We start from the raw sequence: 20548 nt of genomic DNA, 5'->3' as shown, positions 1-20548 counted from the left end.
GGAATCACACCGCTCAAGAATTAGGAGACGATTTAGGAACTAACCATTTACCGAACTTTGCATATAAAGCTGGAATAACTAACAACGTTAAAGCAGTTGAGGTAAACAAGCCTCCTAAAACCACAATCGCAAGAGGCTGGAGAATTTCATTGCCGGCTCCACTGGCGATCGCCAAGGGGAGCATTCCCAGTGCAGATGTTAACGCCGTCATCAAGATGGGATTTAAACGCTCAAAAGAGCCTTGACTAATCACGTCTTTTAACACCAGCCCTTGCGCAAATTTCTGATTGTAGTTATCCACCAATAGCAAACCATTCCGCACCGCAACCCCAAACAGAGTAATAAAGCCAATCAAAGACGCAATTGAGATAACTCCTCCGGTTAAGAGGATCGAGACAATTCCACCCACTAACGCTAAAGGAAGATTGAGCATAATCGCTACGGTTGCCGGTAAAGACTTGACTGAGAAAAACATTAAAATTGTAATGACAATTGCCGCAATCAAGCTATATAAAAGCAGATTATTCGTTGCCTTTTGTTCAGCTTCAAACTGTCCCCCATATTGAATAAAGTAACCTTGGGGTAACTGAACATCTTGACGAATTGCAGCTTGAATATCATGGACAACACTTCCTAAGTCGCGCTGGTAAACATTGGCAGACACGACAATTAAACGAGATACATTTTCCCGGTTGACCACATTAGCACCCATACCATACTCGACGCGAGCCACATCACTTAGGGAAATCATGTCTCCAGTGGGGGTAGATAGGGGAATTGCGCCAATGGCATCTAAATTATTGCGAGCAGACTCCTGTAACCCGACAACAATATTGATTAGTTGTTGATTTTCCGGGATTTGGGACACCACTTGACCATTAAGCGCCGTTTGCACCACCTCAGAAATCGCCGCCATAGTCAACCCATACTCCGCTGCCGCCTCGCGGTCATAATGGATTTGAACTTGGCGGATGGGTAATTGGGGTTCTAATTGTAAATCCACCACTCCCGCAATCGGTTTTATGGCATCTCGCACCTGTTCCCCCACTTGGCGCAACCGTCCTAAATCGGGACCAAAAATCTTCACGGCGATCGCACTTCTGACCCCCGATAAAACTTCATCCATCCGGTGGGAAATAAAACCGCCAATATTGGGCGCAACACCCGGCAATTGTAGAAATTTTTCCCGTAATTGCTGAACACTAGCCTCCCGGTTTTCTAGAGCCACATCACTCAACTCGACATCCACATGAGCCATACTCACCCCAGCTCCATCAGCATCCCCCCGAGCGCGTCCAGCACGGACTTGTACCCATTCATAGAGGGGATTATCGTCCAGGGAGCGAGCCAGCGCCATCCCCGCTCGATTGGTCATTTCCAAAGAGACACCGGGGAACAAAACCATAGAATTCACCATAGATTTTTCCTGAAATTCCGGTAGAAAAACTCGTCCCAAGGATGGAACAACCGCTAGTGTTGCCACTAAAGAGGCTAAAGCTAATCCTAAAATCAGTTGAGGCGTTCTCACAGATATGTTGAGCAAAGGGCGATATAAACGTTCCGCCCCCCGTGAAATAAATGTCCCCTCTTGGGGAAGTCGATGCTGGGTCAATAAAATGGCACAGAGTGCCGGAGAAAGCGTCATTGCCACTAGAGTCGAGGCGCCAATCGAGAGCAAATAAGCCAATCCCATTGGCGCAAAAATACGCCCTTCAACCCCTGTTAAACTAAAAATTGGTGCAAAGACAACAATGATAATAATTGTAGAAAAAATAACCGCTAAACGGACAGAGACCGACGTTTCATAAACCACTTGAAACGGAGGTTTTGGGGTTTCTTGAATTTGATTTTTTTGCAAACCCCGATAGCAGTTTTCCATATCCACAATGGCATCATCGACCACTGAGCCGATCGCCACCACCAAGCCGCCCAAAGTCATGGTATTGATCCCTAACCCAACGGCTTTCATTAACATTAAACCAATCAGCAGAGATAAGGGGATAGCACTCAAGGTAATGATGGCTGTGCGCCAATTCATTAAAAAGAGCAACATAATCACTGAAACAATGATAATTCCTTGAATCAGAGAGCCACTTACATTGCGAATAGCAGCATCAATAAAGTTCGACTGACGGAAGGTGCGTTGAACATCCACATCAGCGGGAAAAGTAGCCTGTAGAGAGTCCATCATGGCTTCCACAGCTTGGGTGACAGTGGGGGTGTCTACATCCGGTTGCTTGTTAATCATCAACACCACCGCCGGCTGTCCATTCAAGCTGGCATCTCCCCGTTTGAGTGCAGCTCCCGTTTTCACCTCGGCGACATCTTGTAGCAAAATCGGTTCGCCGTTTTGAACTTTCACCACCGATTGCTGCAAGTCTTCGAGGGTGTTTATCTGTCCGATACCTCGAATCAGTAACTCTTGACCCCCGCCGACGAGAAACCCCCCAGGTGCATTTGAATTGGCGCCCCTTGCCGCTTCAGTGACTTCGTTAAGGGAGACTTGGCGCGATCGCAACTGTTCGGGATCAACAAATACCTGTTCTTGTCGTTCATCTCCCCCATAAATCGTGACCTGAGACACACCAGGAACCGAGAGAATCTGATTTCTAAGTGTCACGTCAACTAAGCGGCGTAACTCCATCAGAGATGTTTCGCTCTGACCATTAGCCGTAAAAGCATACTGCAAAATCGTCCCCAACGGCGAAACTAAAGGAGAAATTTCTGGGGGATGAATCCCTTGAGGAAGTTGATTGATAACCTGTTGTAGTCGTTCCGTTACAGACTGCCGCGCTTGGTAAATATCAGCATCTTGGTCAAAGACAACATGAATCATGGAGAGTCCCACTTTAGAAGAGGAACGAACCAAGGTCACGCCGGGTAAGCCATTGACCGCACTTTCAATAGGAACGGTAATTTGAGCTTCGACTTCCTCCGGGGCCAAGCCAACAGCCTCGGTTTGAATATCTACTTGAGGCGGAGCAAAGGGAGGGAAGACATCCAAAGGCATTTGAGTGACACCAACAACACCCCAGATGGTGATAAGCATCGCCCCGATCACGATTAACCACCGTTGCGCAATGGAATTTTTTAGAGTCTGATTGAGAATCGTATTTAACATCGACGAGCAACAATCCTCCCTTATTTATCAGAGAAAACACTTTTATTCCGACGACTCTTGGTCCAGAAGAAAACTCCACCGCCGATGATTACAACTCCTCCCCCAATGGCTGCTAAAGTCCCCATAGGAACGCCATTGCTTGTGGTTTCTGCTAGATTTCCCTCAGCATCCTGTTCCTGGGGAATACCTTGAGTATCAACTTGAGTATCCGCTTGAGCTTCAGCTTCCTCGGTGGGAGCGGTAGCCGTTTCTGAACTCGTTGCAGCGTCTGCTGTTTGGGTTTTCCGAGATTCAGCATAGAGGGATAAACTGCCTTGGGTGACGAGTTGTTCGCCAATGGATAACCCTTCGGTGACTTCGACCAATTCCCCTTCTGTTGCGCCGATTTGAACGGGAACGGGTTCATAAAAATTCTCATACTGGACAAACGCTAACTGATTGCCATCGGCATCCACCAAGGCCGTCATGGGAACCAGAATGCGAGAACTGCCATCGGCCGCTGGGGCAATCGGTGTAACTTCAATCCCTAGGAGAGCATCAGTGTCTGTGTTGACGGGAACTCGGTCAATTCCGCCTTCAGCCTGAAATTCGTCTCCATGTCCAACATGGGCTATCGTCAGGGTGGGCGCGCCGAACACTAAGCTCAGCGCGAACAGGGAGCCAATCATAGACGTTGTGTTCATCAGATCTCCTCACAAGAACATGGGGTTTTATGCCAAAGCGTCCCCAGTTTGCTAAAGAGCAGATGAAATCCAGGTGAAATCTCCCCCTTTTTTCTGGCAAGGTCTGCTACTCTCGATCGCAGTCGTCCGCTAGAGACCTCAGATTGACTCCATTTTGCTGTCACAGCTCCAAATGCGAATTTTGTTAGTTGAAGATGAAGTAGAATTAGGCTTGGCCATCAAGCAAGTCCTGGTTAACGAGAAATATGTGGTCGATTGGGTGGCGGATGGGATTCAGGCTTGGCATTGTTTAGACAGTCAGTGGACGGATTATACAGTTGCGATTATTGATTGGTTATTGCCTCGATTATCAGGGTTAGAGTTATGTCAACGCATCCGCTCTCACCAAAACCCTCTGCCCATTTTGATGTTAACGGCTCTCGGACAACCGGAACATCGAATTACGGGTTTAGATGCGGGGGCTGATGATTATTTAGTGAAGCCGTTTGTGATGGCGGAATTACTGGCTCGATTACGGGCACTTCAGAGGCGATCGCCCACACTTCAGCCTCAAACCCTGACCGTTGGTGCATTCTCTCTCGACTATGCCAACAATACCATCTGTCATCGACTCACTGAACCCCCACAAATAATCCCCTTAACTGTCAAAGAATTTCAAATTTTTGCCTATTTAATGCAACATCCTGACCGAATTATTCCGGGTAGTAAAATCCGCTATCAACTCTGGGATTTAGACAACGAACCCATCAGTAATGTCGTGGCAGCACAGATGCGTTTATTACGGCGAAAATTAGCCAGTCATGGCTGCGGGTGTCCCATTGAAACCATCCGAGGTCAAGGCTATCGTTTTAATAGCACCTTGTTCATGGAGCCATGAATAGCTATCAACTATTTCGCCATAGCAGAATTCGTCTTGCACTGTGGTACACCTTAGTCATGGGGGGGATTTTAGGGTTATCGGGGTTTGGGGTGTATCGCTCCCTAATTCAGTCAAATTGGACAGCAATGGAACGGGAAATGGAGTCCATCGCCGGCACACTCCATGACAGCTTAGAACCCATGCTGCCTCAATCGGGAGATCTCACCGGTATCCTACAACAAATTTTTCCTGACTTATGCCTACAAGGGCAACCTTGTAATCATAATCCCACCTTAATTCAGCGCCATACAATTGGCATTAGCGATCGCAGTACCTACTATATTCGGGTGTTCAATCATCGCGGCCAACTCTTAGCCTTTTCCCCGAATCATCCTCTCTCTTTACCCCAAACCCTAGATCCCACACCTTGGCAAACATTTCGTAGTGCCAGGGGGACGCGCTACCATCAATTTACGACCATTCTCCATAGTGGCCAGGTTAATCCTCAACAATCAATGGAGTTAGATGCTTCTTGGGGATATATCCAAATTGGCCGAACCTTGGCGACATTTGACGCAGACGTCAACCGTATGAGATGGATTTTAGGCCTTGGGTTTACTCTGGCGTTGATGTTGGTTACAGTTGCCGGTTGGTGGCTGTCTGGATTAGCGATGCAGCCGATTTACCAGTCTTATCGACAGCAACAACAGTTTACCGCTAATGCCGCTCATGAGCTTCGTTCTCCCTTGGCGACTCTTCTGGCCACGATTGAGGCGATTTTACGGGTTCCGCCCTCAAATTCGCAGCAAATGCAGACGATGCTACAAACGCTTGAACGACAGGGACGACGTTTAAGCCATTTAATTGCGGATTTACTGTTTCTAAGTACCTTAGAGCATCAGTCCTCAAGCCAAGCGTTTAAACCCTGTTGCTTAAATGATTTAATTCATGATTTGACTGAGGAATATGCAGAATTTGCGACCTTGGCAGACATCAATTTAATGCAAGAGGTTCCCGCTGAGGAAATTTATGTGTTAGGTCATGAATCTCAACTTTATCGTTTAGTGTCGAATTTAATCGCTAATGGGATTCAATATACGCCTAAAACTGGGGAGGTAATGGTGAGTTTAATGGTGCGCGATCGTACGGCTTGGATTACAGTCCAAGATACAGGGATTGGCATTGCTCCGGCTGAGCACACTCGAATTTTTGAGCGATTTTATCGAGTGGATGGCGATCGCTCTCGCCAAACTGGGGGAACAGGATTAGGACTGGCGATGGCCCAGGCGATCGCCTATCATCATCACGGGTCTATTACGGTGAAAAGTGAATTAGGACAAGGGAGTTTGTTTAGCCTAAAGTTACCTTGTTTTATAGAATAAAGGTCATGATAGATATTTAGTTTCTCCTATCCTCAATTTTTCGGTGAATGATTCAACGGTAGATAGTAAGGCAAATTTTGACTAATTTTTAGCATAAACTTCTAAGTATTTTTAATTGTACTGAGTATGAACTTAATAACAGGTTTAAGGGTAAACACCATGATAGCCAAGTTTCACGAATAAGGTAGGCAATTACCCACCCTATTAAGTTTTTATATTTTTTCAAACCAAGCGTTATCAATTTCCACCGACTCAATCATTGTAATCTTGACCCCCAACCTCAATTCTTTCAACCGTTCAACTAATTGCTCACCATCAATTAAATCAATAGGCGGCGCACCATCTCGGGTGGCTTCCTTGGCAGCATCTCGCGTAAATGTACCCGTCGTTACAAATAGTCCCTTATCGGTACGCCCTTGCATGGCTCCTCGAAAATCGCGAATTTGACCTGCCGTTACCGAACCTTGGTAACGCTTACACTGAAAGAGGACATGAAAGCTCAAGAAACCGTTAATCCGCGCAATCCCAACCCCATCAATACCCCCATCCCCAGATTTGCCAGTGATTTGTACCTGGATAAAACCAGACTCCCGAAGTAGACGTTGCACCAAACGCTCAAAGGCAGCTGGTTCAAGAGCTAACAACATTTTATGTAACTGTTGATGCCATTCGAGTTCTTCTGAGTTTTCGTCAATAGCTTCGATTTTTGAATCTGAAGGATCAACGTTGCTTTTTTTAGATTCTCGAACCGACTTAACAATTTCTTGGGAATCAAGATGCTCAAAATCAGCCGCAGTTGATAATAATGACCACACCCCCCGCGCTGAATTTTCCAAAAGTCCATATTTTTTCAAATAGGTACGACTCCAACCCAGACGATACTCCACTTCACTGGTTGAGGTTGTCCCATGGGTAATTTCGAGTACCTGATCGGGCAGGTTGAGAATTTGCACTACCTGCTCATAAATTTCTTGGACTGTGCCGGAACCCCCCAAATTGCTTAATGCTTGTAGTGTAGGGATAAGCATTGCATCAAATGTAGGAACTGGGACAGCCATTCGTTTTATACTCCTAATCTATTTACTTGTTGTATTTTTGCCCTTATCACTTAGCAGCAATTAAATACCTTGCAGAGGTGAATAACAATCAAGAATCATAATCTTTGTCGGCAATGTCTGACGCGGATCATGATTCCATCGTATTTTCCTATTCTCCCTTCATGAACCCTTTAGTAGCATCCACGACAACATGAGCAATGGGATGGTCAATAATTTCCTTAATTGCCGTTTCCCCACCACTTTTTAACGCCGCCTTGAATCGGTCACTGAGCTTGGGGTCTGCCTTGATAACCTCGACGCTATCCTCAGCCGCTTTGCGTTGCCCTTTCTCACTCTTTAAATCATAGCCGTCTGACTCTTGGATGATGATAGCTTGAATCTCTTGAGCAACTTGTTGCACTTCCTGGGAGACGTTGATATGTTGGGTTCCGATTTTGTCGCGACCGACTTTATCTCCGACAAATTGATCGCCGTCGCCGTAGTTGTTGAGATTGTTGTTAGTGGTGTTACTCATGGTTGCGTTAGGGTGGTGATAGTTAACGTTAACTGTGGGTGAAAAGAGAGAGGAGCGTCTCTCAGACTCGGGATAGTTGGGTTCTGGAACCGTCCTCGCCCCCACGGGATGCGGAACGATATTAGAAATTAAACTCCGGACATCGACCCCTTCCAAACTAAGACGACACTCAAACTCATATTTTTGACGGGTTAAACGTCGTTCCAGATCCTCCCAAGTATAAAAATTGGGTTCCTGGCTGGGTTGGCATAGGCGGCAGTTACAGGGGATGCGGGTTTCATAGTTAAACTGCTTGGCGTCACCATAGCGGTTCTGGATTTCTTCTAAGCGAGCCGCCACGATTTGCAAAAAGCCACGTTTGTCCGCCCCCGAAACCCGAATGGTAATGGTTGCTCTGCGGTATTCTCGATCTTCAATCACCTCGGCGCGCGTTCTGCCATCAGTGAGGACGACTCCATGCCGCCAAACTAGGGTCTGCTGCTCAATTCTCTCATGGCGATCGACAATAAAGCTCGGAAAAAGTTTCTTGGGCTTAAAGGGATAGTAATATTGCAGAATTAAGTTATCGTGGCTATCCCACTCATACTCGGGTGGATTGCTGGCGAGCAATGTCGGGACCATGTACGAACCCCGTTTATCAGGAATTTCGTAACACAGTTCAAACTTTTTCATCAACTCCAGCAGTTCAGGGCGTTTCTCGGCGGTGTCGCCTTGGTTCCACAATGTTTCTAGAGTTTGTTTATCGAACCGTCCGCAGTTTTTTTCGACTGTCTTATCATCAAAGATTTTGTAAATCGCGTCGGTTGCCCAAGTGGGGTTAAGGATAATGAGGCGGTTAAGTAAGGTTTCTCGCTGAAAATGTAGGCAAATCCCTAGGTCATGGAAAAACTGGCTCGCAGCAGACATTTCTTTTTTATCCCCGAAGCCGTTTTCCTCACAAAGCTGGAGGTATTCAGAGTTTTCTAGGTAGTTGCGACTTCCCGACAGATTTTCCAGAACCGCGCGCATCTTGGCCCAATGGACGGGGAGGGGTTCGCCAATATGCTGGAGATCACGGCAGAGGCTATGTTCAATAGCAGCACGAACCTTGTCAAAATCTTGATCCGTTTTGAGGTTGGTACTGCGAACTGTGAGGTTAGGAACCCCCTCCGGGATCTGAAAGGCACTTTCATCTAGGTGGGCAGGACAGTCATCTTTTTCATTTTTGACGATGATAATTGGGCTACCCCGTCCTAGGAGTTGGATCGACTCTAGCCAATATTGGAAGTCCGTTTGTCCCTTGCGGTTGTCGTGAACTAGGACGTAGACGGAGCGTTCAGAGAGGAAAAATTGGTGGGTCGTGTGGTAGATGTGTTGACCGCCGAAATCCCAGATATTGACCCGATAGGGGTGGTCATTAGGATGTTGGATTTCCCAAGGAAGAATATCAATGCCCCTTGTCCATTCCCATTCATTGGGGGATGGCAGCTTGTAGTCTGGGGTTTTCAGCTTATTGGCGAGGCTGGTTTTACCCGCTGTACCATCACCAACGAGGATGAGTTTGGCTTCGTAGAGGCGTTTGGATTCCCGTTGGCTGTTGAAATAGAACTGGAGGATGGTCTGGCAGTCTCCTAGACTTTGCCAGAATTCTCTTGGACCTAAAATTTCCGGCGGAATCGGTAGAGGATTGCCCCGTAGGTCGAGTGTTTTTAACTTAGGAAAATCTTGAAGATACTCCGGCAGGCTGCTGAGTTGGTTTCCCCTGAGGTCAAGGCGAGAGAGATTTTGCAGTTGTGCAATTTCCGGCGGCAGGCTGCCGAATTGGTTCTCGCTGAGGTCAAGGCGAGAGAGATTTTGCAGTTGTGCAATTTCCGGCGGCAAAACCTCCAACTCCATCCCCGTCAGGTCTAGCGTTGTCCAACCTTCCGCTTTCGCCTGTGCCAACAACTCCAACAATTCCGCTTGTGTCATCACGTCCAATCCACCGGCAAAACTTACTTCATCCTAACTGACCCAATTCCTCAACTCCTGCCAAACAACGAAGGCGCACCCCTAACAGATACGCCCTCATCATCACCCTAACGGCAATACCTTAACCCTTCTCCACTCCCGTAATGGGGTCAGCATTGGGATCAGGAAGGGGTTTTTGCACCGAAATATCCGACGACCAATTCTCCGAATCCGAGGACTTCGATCGCGATCGCGATACCTGTTGCACCCGTCGCTCCTGTAACTGAGTCAACTCCTGCTGATACAGAGCAAAAATCCGTCCCAAACTCACCGCCAACGCATCCCAACTCTCATCATGAGTCAGCTTACTGGCAATCCCCTGCAACATCTCCTGCTGGTCGTTCTTCTGCACATAGCGTTTCAAACGAGCGCCATCCTTCGATAACGCCGCCTGATAAATCTCGCCATCGCACCACCATAACCCCGGCTGATTCAATAACCAGGTTAATAAATACCCCTCAGGATACTGCTCTCGGACCCATGCGGCTAAATGCTGGAGTTCTTTCATCGCCTCACCTTGGTTCACGTTAAATGCATTAATTAATTGGTCGGGTTGCTCAAAACGATAAGTATCTTCAATCTGAATCATGGGACTATGACTCACATGAATATGAGTAGAAGGACGAGGGTCAGAGACCGACGACGGCCTCGGAGGGTCGGGGTGCTGACGTTTCACAGAGGTCACAACGTAAACGACTAAACAACGGGACGAAGATGAACACCATGGACCAGAGCGCCAGAGCAGTTAGACTCACCCCAGTACAGCTCAACATCCAATCCCAGGTTACCCCGAACAGGAGCGAACCTGAGTCAACACCCGCACGATATCATCGATCGCCCCCCGTTGTTCCGCCGCCGATCGCGTCGATTGATTGACGATAATTGCAAAGGTCAGGGTTCCATACTCCCGATGCTCCAAATACCCCGACAACGCCGACACTCCAGCAATCGTCCCCGTTTTCGCCTGAATCGCCACTGGACTATCTCCCAACCGGTGTCGCAGCGTCCCCGACTCCCCCGCCACCGGCAGCGACTCCCGATAGAGACTCCCATGGGGACTCCTGGCCATCCCCTGTAATGTCTGCACCAACGCCTGAGGACTGACCCAGTTCACCCGAGACAAGCCAGAGCCATCATTCACCTCAAACAGCTCCTCATCAACCCCCAACTGAGCCAACACCCGACTCACCATTTGCAATCCCCGGTCAGCCGCCGAGGGAGATCTCCCCGAGGACTCCTCCTCAGCCAACAACTCTGGCGATGCCGTGACCCCCAACCAACGCAACAACACCTCGGCATAGAGATTATCACTGACCCGATTCGTCCGCTCCACTAAACTTCCCAGGGAGGGAGAATCCACCGCTGCAATTTCCCCTCCTTTCACCAACTGGGGAACCTCTGTAATCTGGCGACTTCCCACCGGCAACCCCTGAGCTTGCAACTGACGGCTAAATTGCTCTAAAAAGGCTTCATTGGGATACACCTGCGCCACCGACACCGCCGCTGGCTCAGATCCCGCTGCTAACTCCCCCTCAATGGTAATGATCGGGTCTCCAAACCCCCGTCCCAACCGCAGCCATTCGGACTCCTCCGCCGCCACGGTTCGGGAGCGATTATCTAACCACCAACGACCCGGAGAGCCATCCTCCTCCCGTTCCCACTCCACCCGCAACGGCTCCCCAATCTCTTGAGGATGCAGGGTAAAGGGAATCTCATTGCGGTCAATAATGGCACTATTGGCCGGTGCGCCATAGCCTGCCTGAACATCTTGCCATTGCCAACGGGGATTAATCGCCTCCCCCGGGAAATAACTGGCATCGAGCCAGAGTTCTCCAACATGAGTCAGTCCCGCCGCCGCCACCTGTTGCGCCAACGTCTCTAAATGCTCACGGGTTAGGGTGGGATCTCCCCGGCCGACAATCTGCAACCCCGTTTCCGTGCGATAGACCGAGGTGCGAACCCGGTAATCAGGGCCGAGATGAGTTAAGGCGGCGGCGGTGGTGAGAAGTTTGACGTTCGAGGCCGGTAAAAAATACTGCTGTGCCTCGCGACTGTAGAGGGTGCGATCGCCCTCTAGAGACTGCACCAAAATCCCCCAACGAGACCCTGGCCCATGATTGAGGCGAATGGCATCTAGAGCATCAGCTAACTCTCCCTGACAAATTCGCCCCGGTTCCTCCTGAGCCAAACCCCGCTGTCCCGGGAACTGCCAACTCCCCACCAGGACCATCGCGGCGATCGCCCCGACAAGCGTTCCCGACCGACTGTAAGTCATCCTCATCGTTTACCCCGAAACCCTACGAGACGAAACCGATCTAGCATGATATCATAGTCGGCATAACTTAAAGCATATGTCCTATCAGTCTCCGGGGGAGTAACACAGGTATGAAACGGTTGAACAAGATACTCTCAGTTACCATGGGAACCGCTGGTTTGGTTCTGGGACAGGCCGTCCTGAGTACCAGCTCATCTCTGTTCCCTCGTGTTGAGACCGCCCCAGGTCGCGCGATGGTCAATGCTAGCCCCATCACCTACGTTCCCCCCAATCGCGGCCGTCCTCAACAAACCCAAGGAACCGGTTCCCGTGGCTGTGAAGCCATCAGCGAGGAGAAGGGCGATGCCATCGAAGTTACCCTGGTGACCCCCACCAACCATACCGCCTACACCGTCTCAGAACGACCGGTCTTCTACTGGCTCGCCGGACATACCGTCAACCGTCCCGTTGAGTTTACCCTCGTTGAAGATGGCAACCCCAACCCCATCTATGTGCGGCGACTTGACCGCCTTGAGGCTGGCATGAATCAAGTCGTCATCGACTCTGAACAAGCCTTAGAGGTGGGTAAAACCTATCGTTGGACCGTTTCGGTCATTTGCAATGCTCGACGACGTTCTGCGGATGTATTCGCCCAAGGTTGGGTCGAACGAGTGGCCATCTCCGATGAACTTCAGGCCCAACTAGATTCAGCCACCACCCCCGAAGAAATCGCTCAAGCCTATGCGGGGTCTGGAATTTGGCTGGACGCTCTCGCCCATCTCAGCAGCGACAGCGATCGCCTCGAAGCCTTTGAGGCTGAACTAGAGAATAGTGCAACCCTCAGCGAGCAGGATGAAACAACCGTTCAAAACTAACCATGACTGCCGCCCATGAGATAGAGCAGGGCCATGCGAACCGCTACCCCGCTGGTGACTTGGGCCTGAATGAGACTCAACTCGGGGTCATCCATCACATCCGAACTCAGTTCAACCCCCCGATTGGTCGGGCCCGGATGTAACAGTTTGACCCCAGGCTGGCAATGTTTGAGGCGATCGCGCGTAATGCCGAAGGACTGCTGATACTCCCGTAAACTGGGCAACAGATGAGCCGTCATCCGTTCTCGCTGTAACCGCAATGTCATGACAAAATCCGCCCCCTGCAACGCCTCACCCATATCCCAATGCAGATGTAAGCGGTCTGGGTGATAGATTCCCATGGCCTCGATGAACCGCTTGGGCAGTAATGTCGGGGGTGCGGCCAAGTGAACCTGGGCCCCACTGGCGGTTAAACTCCAGATGTTCGATCGCGCCACCCGAGAATGTAAGATATCCCCAACAATCGCGACTTTCTTACCCTGCAACAGGTCAGTTCGCGGATTGTCACGATCCAAATGGGCGCAAATCGTAAATAAATCCAACAGGGCCTGAGAGGGATGTTCATGTAAGCCATCCCCCGCATTCAGCACTCCCACATGAGTTCCTAGGCGTTCCATCTCCCGCGCGATCGCCTGAGGAACCCCTGCCTGGCTATGGCGTATTACCATCATATCCGTCCCCATTGCCAGATACGTCTTGGCAGTATCTAAAATGGTCTCTCCCTTCGTTAGAGACGAATTTCCCGCCGCAAAATTAAGAGTATCCGCCGACAGTCGTTTCGCCGCTAACTCAAAGCTACTGCGAGTCCGAGTCGAGGGTTCAAAAAACAAATTCGTCACCACCCGTCCCTGCAACGTCGGGACTTTCTTGGTTCGCCGAGATAAGACTTCCCGAAAACTTGCGGCTGTGCGTAACACCGTGTCGTATTCAGAAACAGAGAAGTCTTCTAAGGACAGGATATGTCGCCGAGTCCAAGGAGGGGTCGCTATGACAGTCATTAGAGAAGGTTAAACTATGCGCAGTAACAGTATCAAATCATATCTGCTGTTGGGTCTGACTGGGGCGATCGCCAGTCTTGCTATCACTTCCCCAGCCCTAGCCCAACGGCGCTTCGGGTCTCCCCGCTGGAACCCTCCCCAACCCTCAACCCCCGTCATCTCCGAATCCGAGAGTTCCAATGATGATGATGTCCAAGCCAAATATCCCCCAGGAGATGTCAACCTCAGTCCTGACAACCCCAATCCCAACGCCCCCGCCGACGACGAACGAACCATCACCGTAACCGTCTACCGGCCCGACTTATTTTGCGAAAATCTGATTCCCCGAACGGAACAAGTCGCACCTAATCAGGCCACCGAAGGGGCGATCGGTCATGTCCTAAAAGACTGGGCCCAGGGGGAGTTTCGTCTAGCCGGCTACCGAGTGCAACGAGACGACTCCACCCGCACCGTCAACGTGGATTTACGCATCGCCCCCGACGCACCCCGTCGTTGGGCCTCCCTATCCACCTGTGAACAATTCTCTCTGTTGGGCAGTTTACGCAACACCCTGCTCCAAAACCCAGAATTAGATATTGCTGGAGTTGAGTTCACCAGTCAGGGACAACCGTTGCGGTTTTAGGAAGAAAGCAGCAGGCAATAGGCAGTAGGCAATAGGGGGGATAAAGGGAATAGAGGGCGTACCGCAAGTGGCACGCCCTCTATTCCTCTCTCTTTCTCCGTGTCCTCTGTGACTCTGTGGTTCCCCTCTCCCCTCTTCCCTCTCCCCTCTTCCCTACTGCCTACTGCCTATTGCCTACTGCCTATTGCCTACTGCCTACTACCTACTGCCTATTGCCTACTGCCTTTCTTCCCCTCTTCCCTGTATCCTGGAAAGAAGAGTAATCTGCATATCCCTTCAACATGAATCAGGAGTTACAGGAGACCCAACTCGCCGCAGGGGCGATCGTTGAGGACATTGCCGCCGGGGTGACGGCGGCGGTGAGTTTTAATAATGACGCTGAGGCATTGACAGCGGCCCAGTCCGGCGTGGCACTTTACGATCGCACCCCCTGGGGACGCTTAGAACTCACTGGGGGCGATCGCCTTCGCTTCATTCATAATCAAAGTACCAACACCTTTAACCAACGCCAGCCGGGAGAGATCTGCGAGACCGTATTTGTCAACAATACCGCTCGCACCCTAGACCTCGCCACAACCTACATCACCGATGAGTCTGTCATCATCTTAGTCTCTCCCAACCGTCGCCAAACCCTGTTTCAACTCTTAGATCGCTACATCTTCCCAGCCGACAACGTCGAGTTGCGCGATCGCACCTCAGAGACCGCCTGTTTTAGCCTCATTGGGGATAGCAGCCTGTCACTCCTCCAAAAACTCGGTCTTACAGAAGACATTCCCCCCGGACAGCATCGCCGCATCACCCTAGAATCTCTCCCCAACGCCCCAGAGATTCGCCTCGCCGCCACCAATGGCCTCAACCTTCCCGGTTATACCCTTCTCTGCGAAGCCGACCAAGCCGCCGGACTCTGGAAAGCCCTACAAGACCATGGGGCGACCCCTCTCGGAGAACGCGTCTGGCAGCGATTGCGGATTCAACAAGGACGGCCCGCCCCCGATGCCGAACTCACCGACGACTATAACCCCTTAGAGGCGGGACTTTGGGACTATATTTCCTTCGACAAAGGCTGTTACATCGGCCAAGAAACCATCGCCCGCCTCAACACCTATCAAGGAGTCAAACAACAACTCTGGGGCCTACATCTCCCCGAATCCGTCGAACCCGGAACCCCAATTGAACTCAACGATAAGAAAGTCGGAACCCTCACCAGCATCATCCCTACGGAAGACGGCTATATCGGCTTAGGCTATATCCGAACCAAAGCCGGAGGCGCCGGCCTCTCCGTCAAACTCGGGTCCACCCAAGCCACCGTCCTCGACGTCCCCTTCCTCTCCCGAGGCTACCTCTGCCCCCCCAAACCCTAACCCCCTCCTCTCCCTCTTGCCAGAAGAGGGCAACCACAAGGGTACGCCCCTACGTTATTTCTCCCCTCCTGGGAGGGGCTAGGGGTGGGTTATATCTACTGCCTAGGGCGACCACAAGGGTACGCCCCTACCTTGTTTTTATTCCCTGTTCCCTGTTCCCTGTTCCCTTCCCCCATGACCCATCTACTCATCCCTGCGGCCGGCGTCGGTCGCCGTATGGGAAGCGATCGCAACAAACTCCTACTACCCCTTCTCCATCAGTCTATCCTTGCCTGGACCCTCAAAGCTGCCGAAGCCGCCGAGGCCATCACCTGGATTGGACTCATTTGCCAACCCTATGATTTGGACGAGTTTAAGGAGATTCTCAGTCAACTCTCCCTTAGCAAACCCGTTCACTTCATCGATGGAGGAGACACCCGCCAAGAATCCGTCTATAACGGCCTACAGGGTCTTCCCGAAGATGCCAGCCATGTTCTGATTCATGACGGGGCCCGCTGTCTGGCCACTCCCGATCTCTTCAATCGCTGTGCCAAGGCGGTTCAGACCTGTCCCGGCCTCATCGCCGCCATCCCGGTGAAAGATACCATCAAAGTGGTCAACGAAGATCTAGAGATTCAGGATACCCCCGATCGCCGCCATCTCTGGGCCGCCCAAACCCCCCAAGGCTTCGAGGTAGCCACCCTCAAAGCCTGTCACGATCGCGGCCGCCACGAGGGTTGGCAAGTCACCGACGATGCGGCATTATTTGAGAAATGCCAACTCCCGGTTCAAATCGTCCCCGGAGAAGAAACCAACCTCAAAGTCACCACTCCCATCGACTTAACCATCGCCGCCTTCGTCCTCAACCACCGCGATCGCCAATCTTAACCCCACAAACTCCAACAAATCGATTAAGCTAAAAAACGGATTCCCCCAGGAATCAGGGCAACCACAAGGGTTCGCCCCTACGTCTTTTCTGTTCCCTGTTCCCTACTCCCTATTCCCTTCTTTCCTATGCCACGGACACAACGCAACGACAATTTCATCGATAAATCCTTTACTGTCATGGCAGATATTATCCTTAAGATTCTGCCCGCCAAACAATCAGCGAAGGAAGCCTTTGCCTACTATCGTGATGGGATGTCTGCCCAGGCTGACGGTGAATATGCCGAAGCCATGGACAACTACAAGGAAGCCCTCAAGCTCGAAGATGACCCCAACGATCGCAGCTATATTCTCTACAATATGGGGCTGATTTATACCAGCAATGGGGAACATGATAAAGGTCTGGAAAAATATCATGAAGCCCTGGAGTTAAACCCCCGGATGCCCCAAGCGTTTAATAATATCGCTGTGATTTATCAATATCGCGGAGAACGGGCCAAGGAAGAAGGAGATTTTGATACGTCCGAAGCACTCTTTGATAAAGCCGCAGACTATTGGAAACAAGCGGTTCGCTTAGCCCCCAACAACTACATCGAAGCCCAGAACTGGATGAAAACCACCGGTCGCGCCTCTTTAGATGGGTTTTAAGTTGTACCAAAACAGCCTAAACACGAGAATTTAAGCCCCCTAAAAAGTTCAATCTAGCTAACTTTAAACAGGAGATATTTATGAGTCAATTCAATAAAGATGATGTCAAAAAAGTGGCTCATCTCGCCCGCTTGCAACTCACGGAAGCTGAAGAAACTCAATTTGCCGGTCAACTCAGTGGCATTTTAGACTACTTCCAACAGTTGGAAGAGTTAGACACCGAAAACGTCAAACCCACGGCCCATGCCATTGATATGCGGAACATTACCCGCCGTGACCAACAGGAACTGTATCCTTATCGGGAAGACTTGCTAGAGTCCGCCCCCGATCGCGAAGATGAGTTCTTTAAGGTTCCTAAAATCATGTAGGGTTGGCGGAACTGTTCTTCGCACACCGCATCCAGGAACGGTTGGGCCAACTGGTTTAAGGGGCGATCATCGCCCTTTCGGGGCTGAATGTGGCGAATCTGGATCAGGTCGGGGCTAGGGGAATGGATGCTGTAGCCGAGTTCCGACAACTGATGTAGACCAATCTCCAAGGGGCGATCGCCAATCCCCAGTTTCTGCTGAATCACCGTTCGCGGGCGGGTTTCCTCAGTTCGGCTGAGATATTTGGCAATCCCAATCAGCGTCAACCAGGTTTGTTGACTGGCGGCTTCTAGATCGGCAATGGCGATCGGTGGTGGCGACATCGGGTCTGGTATGAGAGACTGGGGTTGAGTGAGCGTCTCCCCCTCGTCCACCTCGATCGCCTCCATATCAATCGAACGGACATCAATCAGACGAACCTCATAATTTGAACGCTTGGAGTTGAAATCGAGTTCAACAATCGCATCACAGCGGCCTGGGGGAAGGTCATCCTCATAATGACCCCACCACATCCCCGGAAACCCATGATCGCAACTCTCATCTCGCAGTCGAAACGAGGTAATCAGATATTGTAACTTCTGCCCCTTGACCTTGAGTTTTCGATGTCTCGCCCCCTCAAACCAACAGTTTCGCACTCGCAAGCGAGGGACGGGATTCCCCATTCCACAGGGTTCGAGACATTTCAACTCCCGAAACAAGTCTTGACCGAGATCCGCCACCGTCACCTCTAAGTCATAGTTGAGAATCGGTTGCATCCCACCAAATCGTCCCAATTTTTGGACCAATCGTTGATTGAGGGCTTCTCGTAACAGCGGTAAATTCTCCAGGGGAAGACTTAACCCCGCCGCAAAGGGATGGCCGCCAAAGCGATGCAGCAGATGGGCCTGACTGTTGACTAACTCATAGAGATCCAATCCTGCTACAGAACGGGCTGACCCTTTCGCCAGGGGCGGATCACTATGATGATCTTCCCAGAGTAACAGGGTTGGCCGACCCCATTCACTGGCAATCTGTCCCGCCACCAAGCCCAACACCCCCACCTCCCATTGAGGATCACTGAGAACTAAAACCGTCGTCGTCGACAAATCAATCTGTTGAAGCTGCTGTTGCACACTTTGCAACACTCGCTGCTGCACTTCCTTGCGGCGAGCGTTGGCTTCATCCGCTTGTCGGGCCAGGGTTTCGGCGCGATCGCCATCTCGGCAAGTCAACAACTCCACACAAAAACTGGCATCCCCATACACCCGACTAACGGCGTTAATCCGCGGCCCAATGCCAAAGGAGATATCTGTGGGGCGATCGCCATGACGTTTACAATGCTGCAACAGGGCCTTCACCCCCGGATGAGTGGTGTTGGTCATCTGTTCTCGGAGTTGTTGCAATCCCCGCTGGGCTAAATAGCGACAATCTCCCCGTAACTCCACCAAATCGGCAATTAAACCGATCGCCACCAAATCCAACAAACCCTCCTTCGGCTGCTGGGGAATCTCCGGTAAGGCCTCATAGAGACCTTCCACCAACTTATAGGCCACCGCCACCCCCGACAAATGATAGAGAGGATGATCCTCAGGGAAATTGCGAGGATTAATCAACGCCGTAACGGGAGGACGTTGAGGCAATAGGGTATGGTGGTCGGTGACAATAATATCAATCCCCAACTCCGCCGCCCGCTCAATTTCTGCCAGATTCGTACTTCCCGTATCACAGGTGACAATCAGGCTCACCCCTTGTGCCGCTAACCGCTCAATTCCGGGCTGGTTCAGGCCATGAGACTCCGTGAGGCGATTGGGGATATAGTACGACAACTGCTGCGAACGGTCGAAAAACTGCCCCAGTCCTTCCCAAAGCACTGACGTCGCCGTCACTCCGTCCGCATCGAAATCTCCCCATATTGCCACTGCCTCCCCGTGGGCGATCGCCTGTTGCAAGCGGGCGATCGCCTGCTGGAGTTCTGCCCCAAATGCAGCCGCAGCAGTCGGTCGGTAGTCGCGTGAATCGAGGAACCCTGGTAGCTCGGACAAGTTTCGTTGCTGTCGATTCCAAAGTAACCTTGCCAAGCGTTCGCCCCCAGCAGGGGCGTACCGTTGCACCGCTCGAACAAACTCATCCGGGGGCGAGTCTGGGGTGCTACAGTGCCAAAGGGGTGAGGGATGCGACCACTCCATTTATTGCCTCCACGTCGTCCACTGCCTCTCATTAACGGTCATCGTTGAGTATAAGGGGCCAGATGTGGGGACAACCGGCGTCTGAGATTTCCCATCTGCTGTCGTTATCTGAGGAATCTGAGAAATTTCAATTTCACCCTCGACCTCTGCGGGGTCTAACTCCTCAGACGTATCAGCGTAGTGAGGGTAGTTCTGCCATCGCATCGCCGGTTCCAGCCCGATATCTCGGCGAACGGGACGAGGTTTCGGAGAACTGCGTCGTGGGGTTGAGGAGGCGATTCCGGACTCAATCGTAAATCCATCACTCAGATGAGCCGCATCCAAGGTCATCTGGACAGATTCCGAGACATCTCGTAGGACCAAGTTACAACAGGCGCTTTCCGCTTGCCGCCGTAACTGAATCAAGGACACCACGCCATTGCGATCGATGTGGTGTACGTCAGCGAGATCCACAATCCAGGTTTTTTGATTCGCCGCGATCGTCGCCAGGAGTTGTCCCAACTTCCGTTTGAGCTTGGCTGCACCATGGGCATTCAGTTTACCGTGGGGTCGGAGGACGATGGCCATCGCCGGTTTTGCACTCCCTTGATTGGACAATAACGGTCAGAATTGTCAAAAATCCTGTTTCCTTGGCTTGATAACGTAACGCAGACACCGAGAGACTGGGTGCATCCATCCTACCGTGAATTTTTGTTCTGTTTTAGGGACTTCGAGACAACTTTGTCAAAGTTTCACAGAATTTTTAGCTTAGCTTTGCAAAGCTCACTCCCCTCATCGGCCCAAACCC

17 protein-coding genes are annotated in these 20548 nt (G+C 50.9%); 8 read left to right on the top strand and 9 right to left on the bottom strand.

The features are described 5' to 3' along the window. Positions 1-13 precede the first annotated feature (13 nt). Together L855_RS15545 and L855_RS15540 are read right to left on the bottom strand one after the other, a co-directional pair. Positions 14-3121, bottom strand: coding sequence for an efflux RND transporter permease subunit (locus L855_RS15545; protein WP_159789539.1), 3108 nt, complete (start codon positions 3119-3121; stop codon positions 14-16). Positions 3122-3141: 20 nt separating this feature from the next. Further along, positions 3142-3804, bottom strand: coding sequence for a permuted SH3 domain-containing protein (locus L855_RS15540; protein ID WP_159789537.1), 663 nt, complete (start codon positions 3802-3804; stop codon positions 3142-3144). Between the two features lie 172 nt (positions 3805-3976). Here L855_RS15540 and rppA point away from each other — a divergent pair, with 172 nt between their 5' ends. Together rppA and rppB are read left to right on the top strand one after the other, a co-directional pair. Then, the gene (rppA, locus tag L855_RS15535) at positions 3977-4681 is read left to right on the top strand and encodes a two-component system response regulator RppA (RefSeq protein WP_159789535.1); all 705 of its coding nucleotides are present in this window, start codon (positions 3977-3979) and stop codon (positions 4679-4681) included. Then, entirely contained in the window at positions 4678-6045 is a 1368-nt protein-coding gene (rppB, locus tag L855_RS15530; protein WP_159789533.1) for a two-component system sensor histidine kinase RppB, read from the top strand. Before rppA ends, rppB begins: the two co-directional genes overlap by 4 nt. 212 nt (positions 6046-6257) lie before the next feature. Here the strand turns inward: rppB and L855_RS15525 are convergent, their stop codons facing one another. The 4 genes from L855_RS15525 to dacB form a co-directional block, all read right to left on the bottom strand. Then, positions 6258-7103 carry a restriction endonuclease gene (locus L855_RS15525; RefSeq protein WP_159789531.1) on the bottom strand — a complete coding sequence of 282 codons (846 nt, stop codon included), beginning with the start codon at positions 7101-7103 and terminating at the stop codon, positions 6258-6260. Positions 7104-7251: 148 nt separating this feature from the next. Further along, entirely contained in the window at positions 7252-9567 is a 2316-nt protein-coding gene (locus tag L855_RS15520; protein WP_159789529.1) for a COR domain-containing protein, read from the bottom strand. 121 nt (positions 9568-9688) lie between these two features. After that, positions 9689-10195, bottom strand: a complete 507-nt coding sequence (locus L855_RS15515; RefSeq protein ID WP_343039296.1) for a hypothetical protein — start codon at positions 10193-10195, stop codon at positions 9689-9691. Positions 10196-10390: 195 nt separating this feature from the next. After that, a complete protein-coding gene (gene dacB / locus L855_RS15510) occupies positions 10391-11881 on the bottom strand; it encodes a D-alanyl-D-alanine carboxypeptidase/D-alanyl-D-alanine endopeptidase (protein WP_159789527.1) in 1491 nt (496 codons plus the stop codon). 110 nt (positions 11882-11991) lie between these two features. Here dacB and L855_RS15505 point away from each other — a divergent pair, with 110 nt between their 5' ends. Beyond that, positions 11992-12735, top strand: a complete 744-nt coding sequence (locus L855_RS15505; RefSeq protein WP_159789525.1) for a DUF928 domain-containing protein — start codon at positions 11992-11994, stop codon at positions 12733-12735. Here the strand turns inward: L855_RS15505 and L855_RS15500 are convergent. Then, on the bottom strand, positions 12732-13733 hold the full coding sequence (locus tag L855_RS15500) for an aspartate carbamoyltransferase catalytic subunit (RefSeq protein WP_219729925.1): 1002 nt from the start codon (positions 13731-13733) through the stop codon (positions 12732-12734). The two genes, L855_RS15505 and L855_RS15500, sit on opposite strands and share 4 nt — an antisense overlap. A gap of 16 nt (positions 13734-13749) precedes the next feature. On the opposite strand from L855_RS15500, the gene L855_RS15495 reads away from it, so the two are divergent. From L855_RS15495 to gatC, 5 genes are all read left to right on the top strand, one after another. Continuing rightward, positions 13750-14355: a hypothetical protein gene (locus L855_RS15495; protein WP_159789523.1), complete on the top strand. Its 606-nt coding sequence runs from the start codon at positions 13750-13752 to the stop codon at positions 14353-14355. A 281-nt stretch (positions 14356-14636) separates the two neighbouring features. After that, positions 14637-15716, top strand: a complete 1080-nt coding sequence (gene ygfZ / locus L855_RS15490; protein ID WP_159789521.1) for a CAF17-like 4Fe-4S cluster assembly/insertion protein YgfZ — start codon at positions 14637-14639, stop codon at positions 15714-15716. 174 nt (positions 15717-15890) lie between these two features. After that, complete coding sequence (gene ispD / locus L855_RS15485; RefSeq protein ID WP_159789519.1) at positions 15891-16583, top strand: 2-C-methyl-D-erythritol 4-phosphate cytidylyltransferase; 693 nt, start codon at positions 15891-15893, stop codon at positions 16581-16583. Between the two features lie 126 nt (positions 16584-16709). After that, a complete protein-coding gene (locus tag L855_RS15480; protein ID WP_159789517.1) occupies positions 16710-17228 on the top strand; it encodes a photosystem I assembly protein Ycf3 in 519 nt (172 codons plus the stop codon). 80 nt (positions 17229-17308) lie between these two features. Further along, positions 17309-17596, top strand: a complete 288-nt coding sequence (gene gatC, locus L855_RS15475; RefSeq protein WP_159789514.1) for an Asp-tRNA(Asn)/Glu-tRNA(Gln) amidotransferase subunit GatC — start codon at positions 17309-17311, stop codon at positions 17594-17596. Here gatC and recJ read toward each other — a convergent pair. Then, positions 17524-19761 carry a single-stranded-DNA-specific exonuclease RecJ gene (gene recJ / locus L855_RS15470; protein WP_159789512.1) on the bottom strand — a complete coding sequence of 746 codons (2238 nt, stop codon included), beginning with the start codon at positions 19759-19761 and terminating at the stop codon, positions 17524-17526. The genes gatC and recJ overlap by 73 nt on opposite strands. Beyond that, positions 19762-20328 (bottom strand): STAS domain-containing protein, encoded by a 567-nt coding sequence (locus tag L855_RS15465; RefSeq protein WP_159789493.1) that lies wholly within the window; start codon positions 20326-20328, stop codon positions 19762-19764. It lies immediately after the preceding gene. Positions 20329-20548: the final 220 nt, after the last annotated feature.

It is taken from the genome of Sodalinema gerasimenkoae IPPAS B-353, assembly GCF_009846485.1.
Classification (GTDB): domain Bacteria; phylum Cyanobacteriota; class Cyanobacteriia; order Cyanobacteriales; family Geitlerinemataceae; genus Sodalinema; species Sodalinema gerasimenkoae.
Note: the sequence above shows the minus strand (reverse complement) of the source record. Positions and strands in the feature narration are given on the sequence as shown.

Bases quoted from the DNA above. Each gene is read 5' to 3' on its own strand.
- L855_RS15545 (WP_159789539.1), bottom strand. From the start codon at position 3,121: ATGTTAAATACGATTCTCAATCAGACTCTAAAAAATTCCATTGCGCAA.
- L855_RS15540 (WP_159789537.1), bottom strand. From the start codon at position 3,804: ATGAACACAACGTCTATGATTGGCTCCCTGTTCGCGCTGAGCTTAGTG.
- rppA (WP_159789535.1), top strand. From the start codon at position 3,977: ATGCGAATTTTGTTAGTTGAAGATGAAGTAGAATTAGGCTTGGCCATC.
- rppB (WP_159789533.1), top strand. From the start codon at position 4,678: ATGAATAGCTATCAACTATTTCGCCATAGCAGAATTCGTCTTGCACTG.
- L855_RS15525 (WP_159789531.1), bottom strand. From the start codon at position 7,103: ATGGCTGTCCCAGTTCCTACATTTGATGCAATGCTTATCCCTACACTA.
- L855_RS15520 (WP_159789529.1), bottom strand. From the start codon at position 9,567: ATGACACAAGCGGAATTGTTGGAGTTGTTGGCACAGGCGAAAGCGGAA.
- L855_RS15515 (WP_343039296.1), bottom strand. From the start codon at position 10,195: ATGATTCAGATTGAAGATACTTATCGTTTTGAGCAACCCGACCAATTA.
- dacB (WP_159789527.1), bottom strand. From the start codon at position 11,881: ATGACTTACAGTCGGTCGGGAACGCTTGTCGGGGCGATCGCCGCGATG.
- L855_RS15505 (WP_159789525.1), top strand. From the start codon at position 11,992: ATGAAACGGTTGAACAAGATACTCTCAGTTACCATGGGAACCGCTGGT.
- L855_RS15500 (WP_219729925.1), bottom strand. From the start codon at position 13,733: ATGACTGTCATAGCGACCCCTCCTTGGACTCGGCGACATATCCTGTCC.
- L855_RS15495 (WP_159789523.1), top strand. From the start codon at position 13,750: ATGCGCAGTAACAGTATCAAATCATATCTGCTGTTGGGTCTGACTGGG.
- ygfZ (WP_159789521.1), top strand. From the start codon at position 14,637: ATGAATCAGGAGTTACAGGAGACCCAACTCGCCGCAGGGGCGATCGTT.
- ispD (WP_159789519.1), top strand. From the start codon at position 15,891: ATGACCCATCTACTCATCCCTGCGGCCGGCGTCGGTCGCCGTATGGGA.
- L855_RS15480 (WP_159789517.1), top strand. From the start codon at position 16,710: ATGCCACGGACACAACGCAACGACAATTTCATCGATAAATCCTTTACT.
- gatC (WP_159789514.1), top strand. From the start codon at position 17,309: ATGAGTCAATTCAATAAAGATGATGTCAAAAAAGTGGCTCATCTCGCC.
- recJ (WP_159789512.1), bottom strand. From the start codon at position 19,761: ATGGAGTGGTCGCATCCCTCACCCCTTTGGCACTGTAGCACCCCAGAC.
- L855_RS15465 (WP_159789493.1), bottom strand. From the start codon at position 20,328: ATGGCCATCGTCCTCCGACCCCACGGTAAACTGAATGCCCATGGTGCA.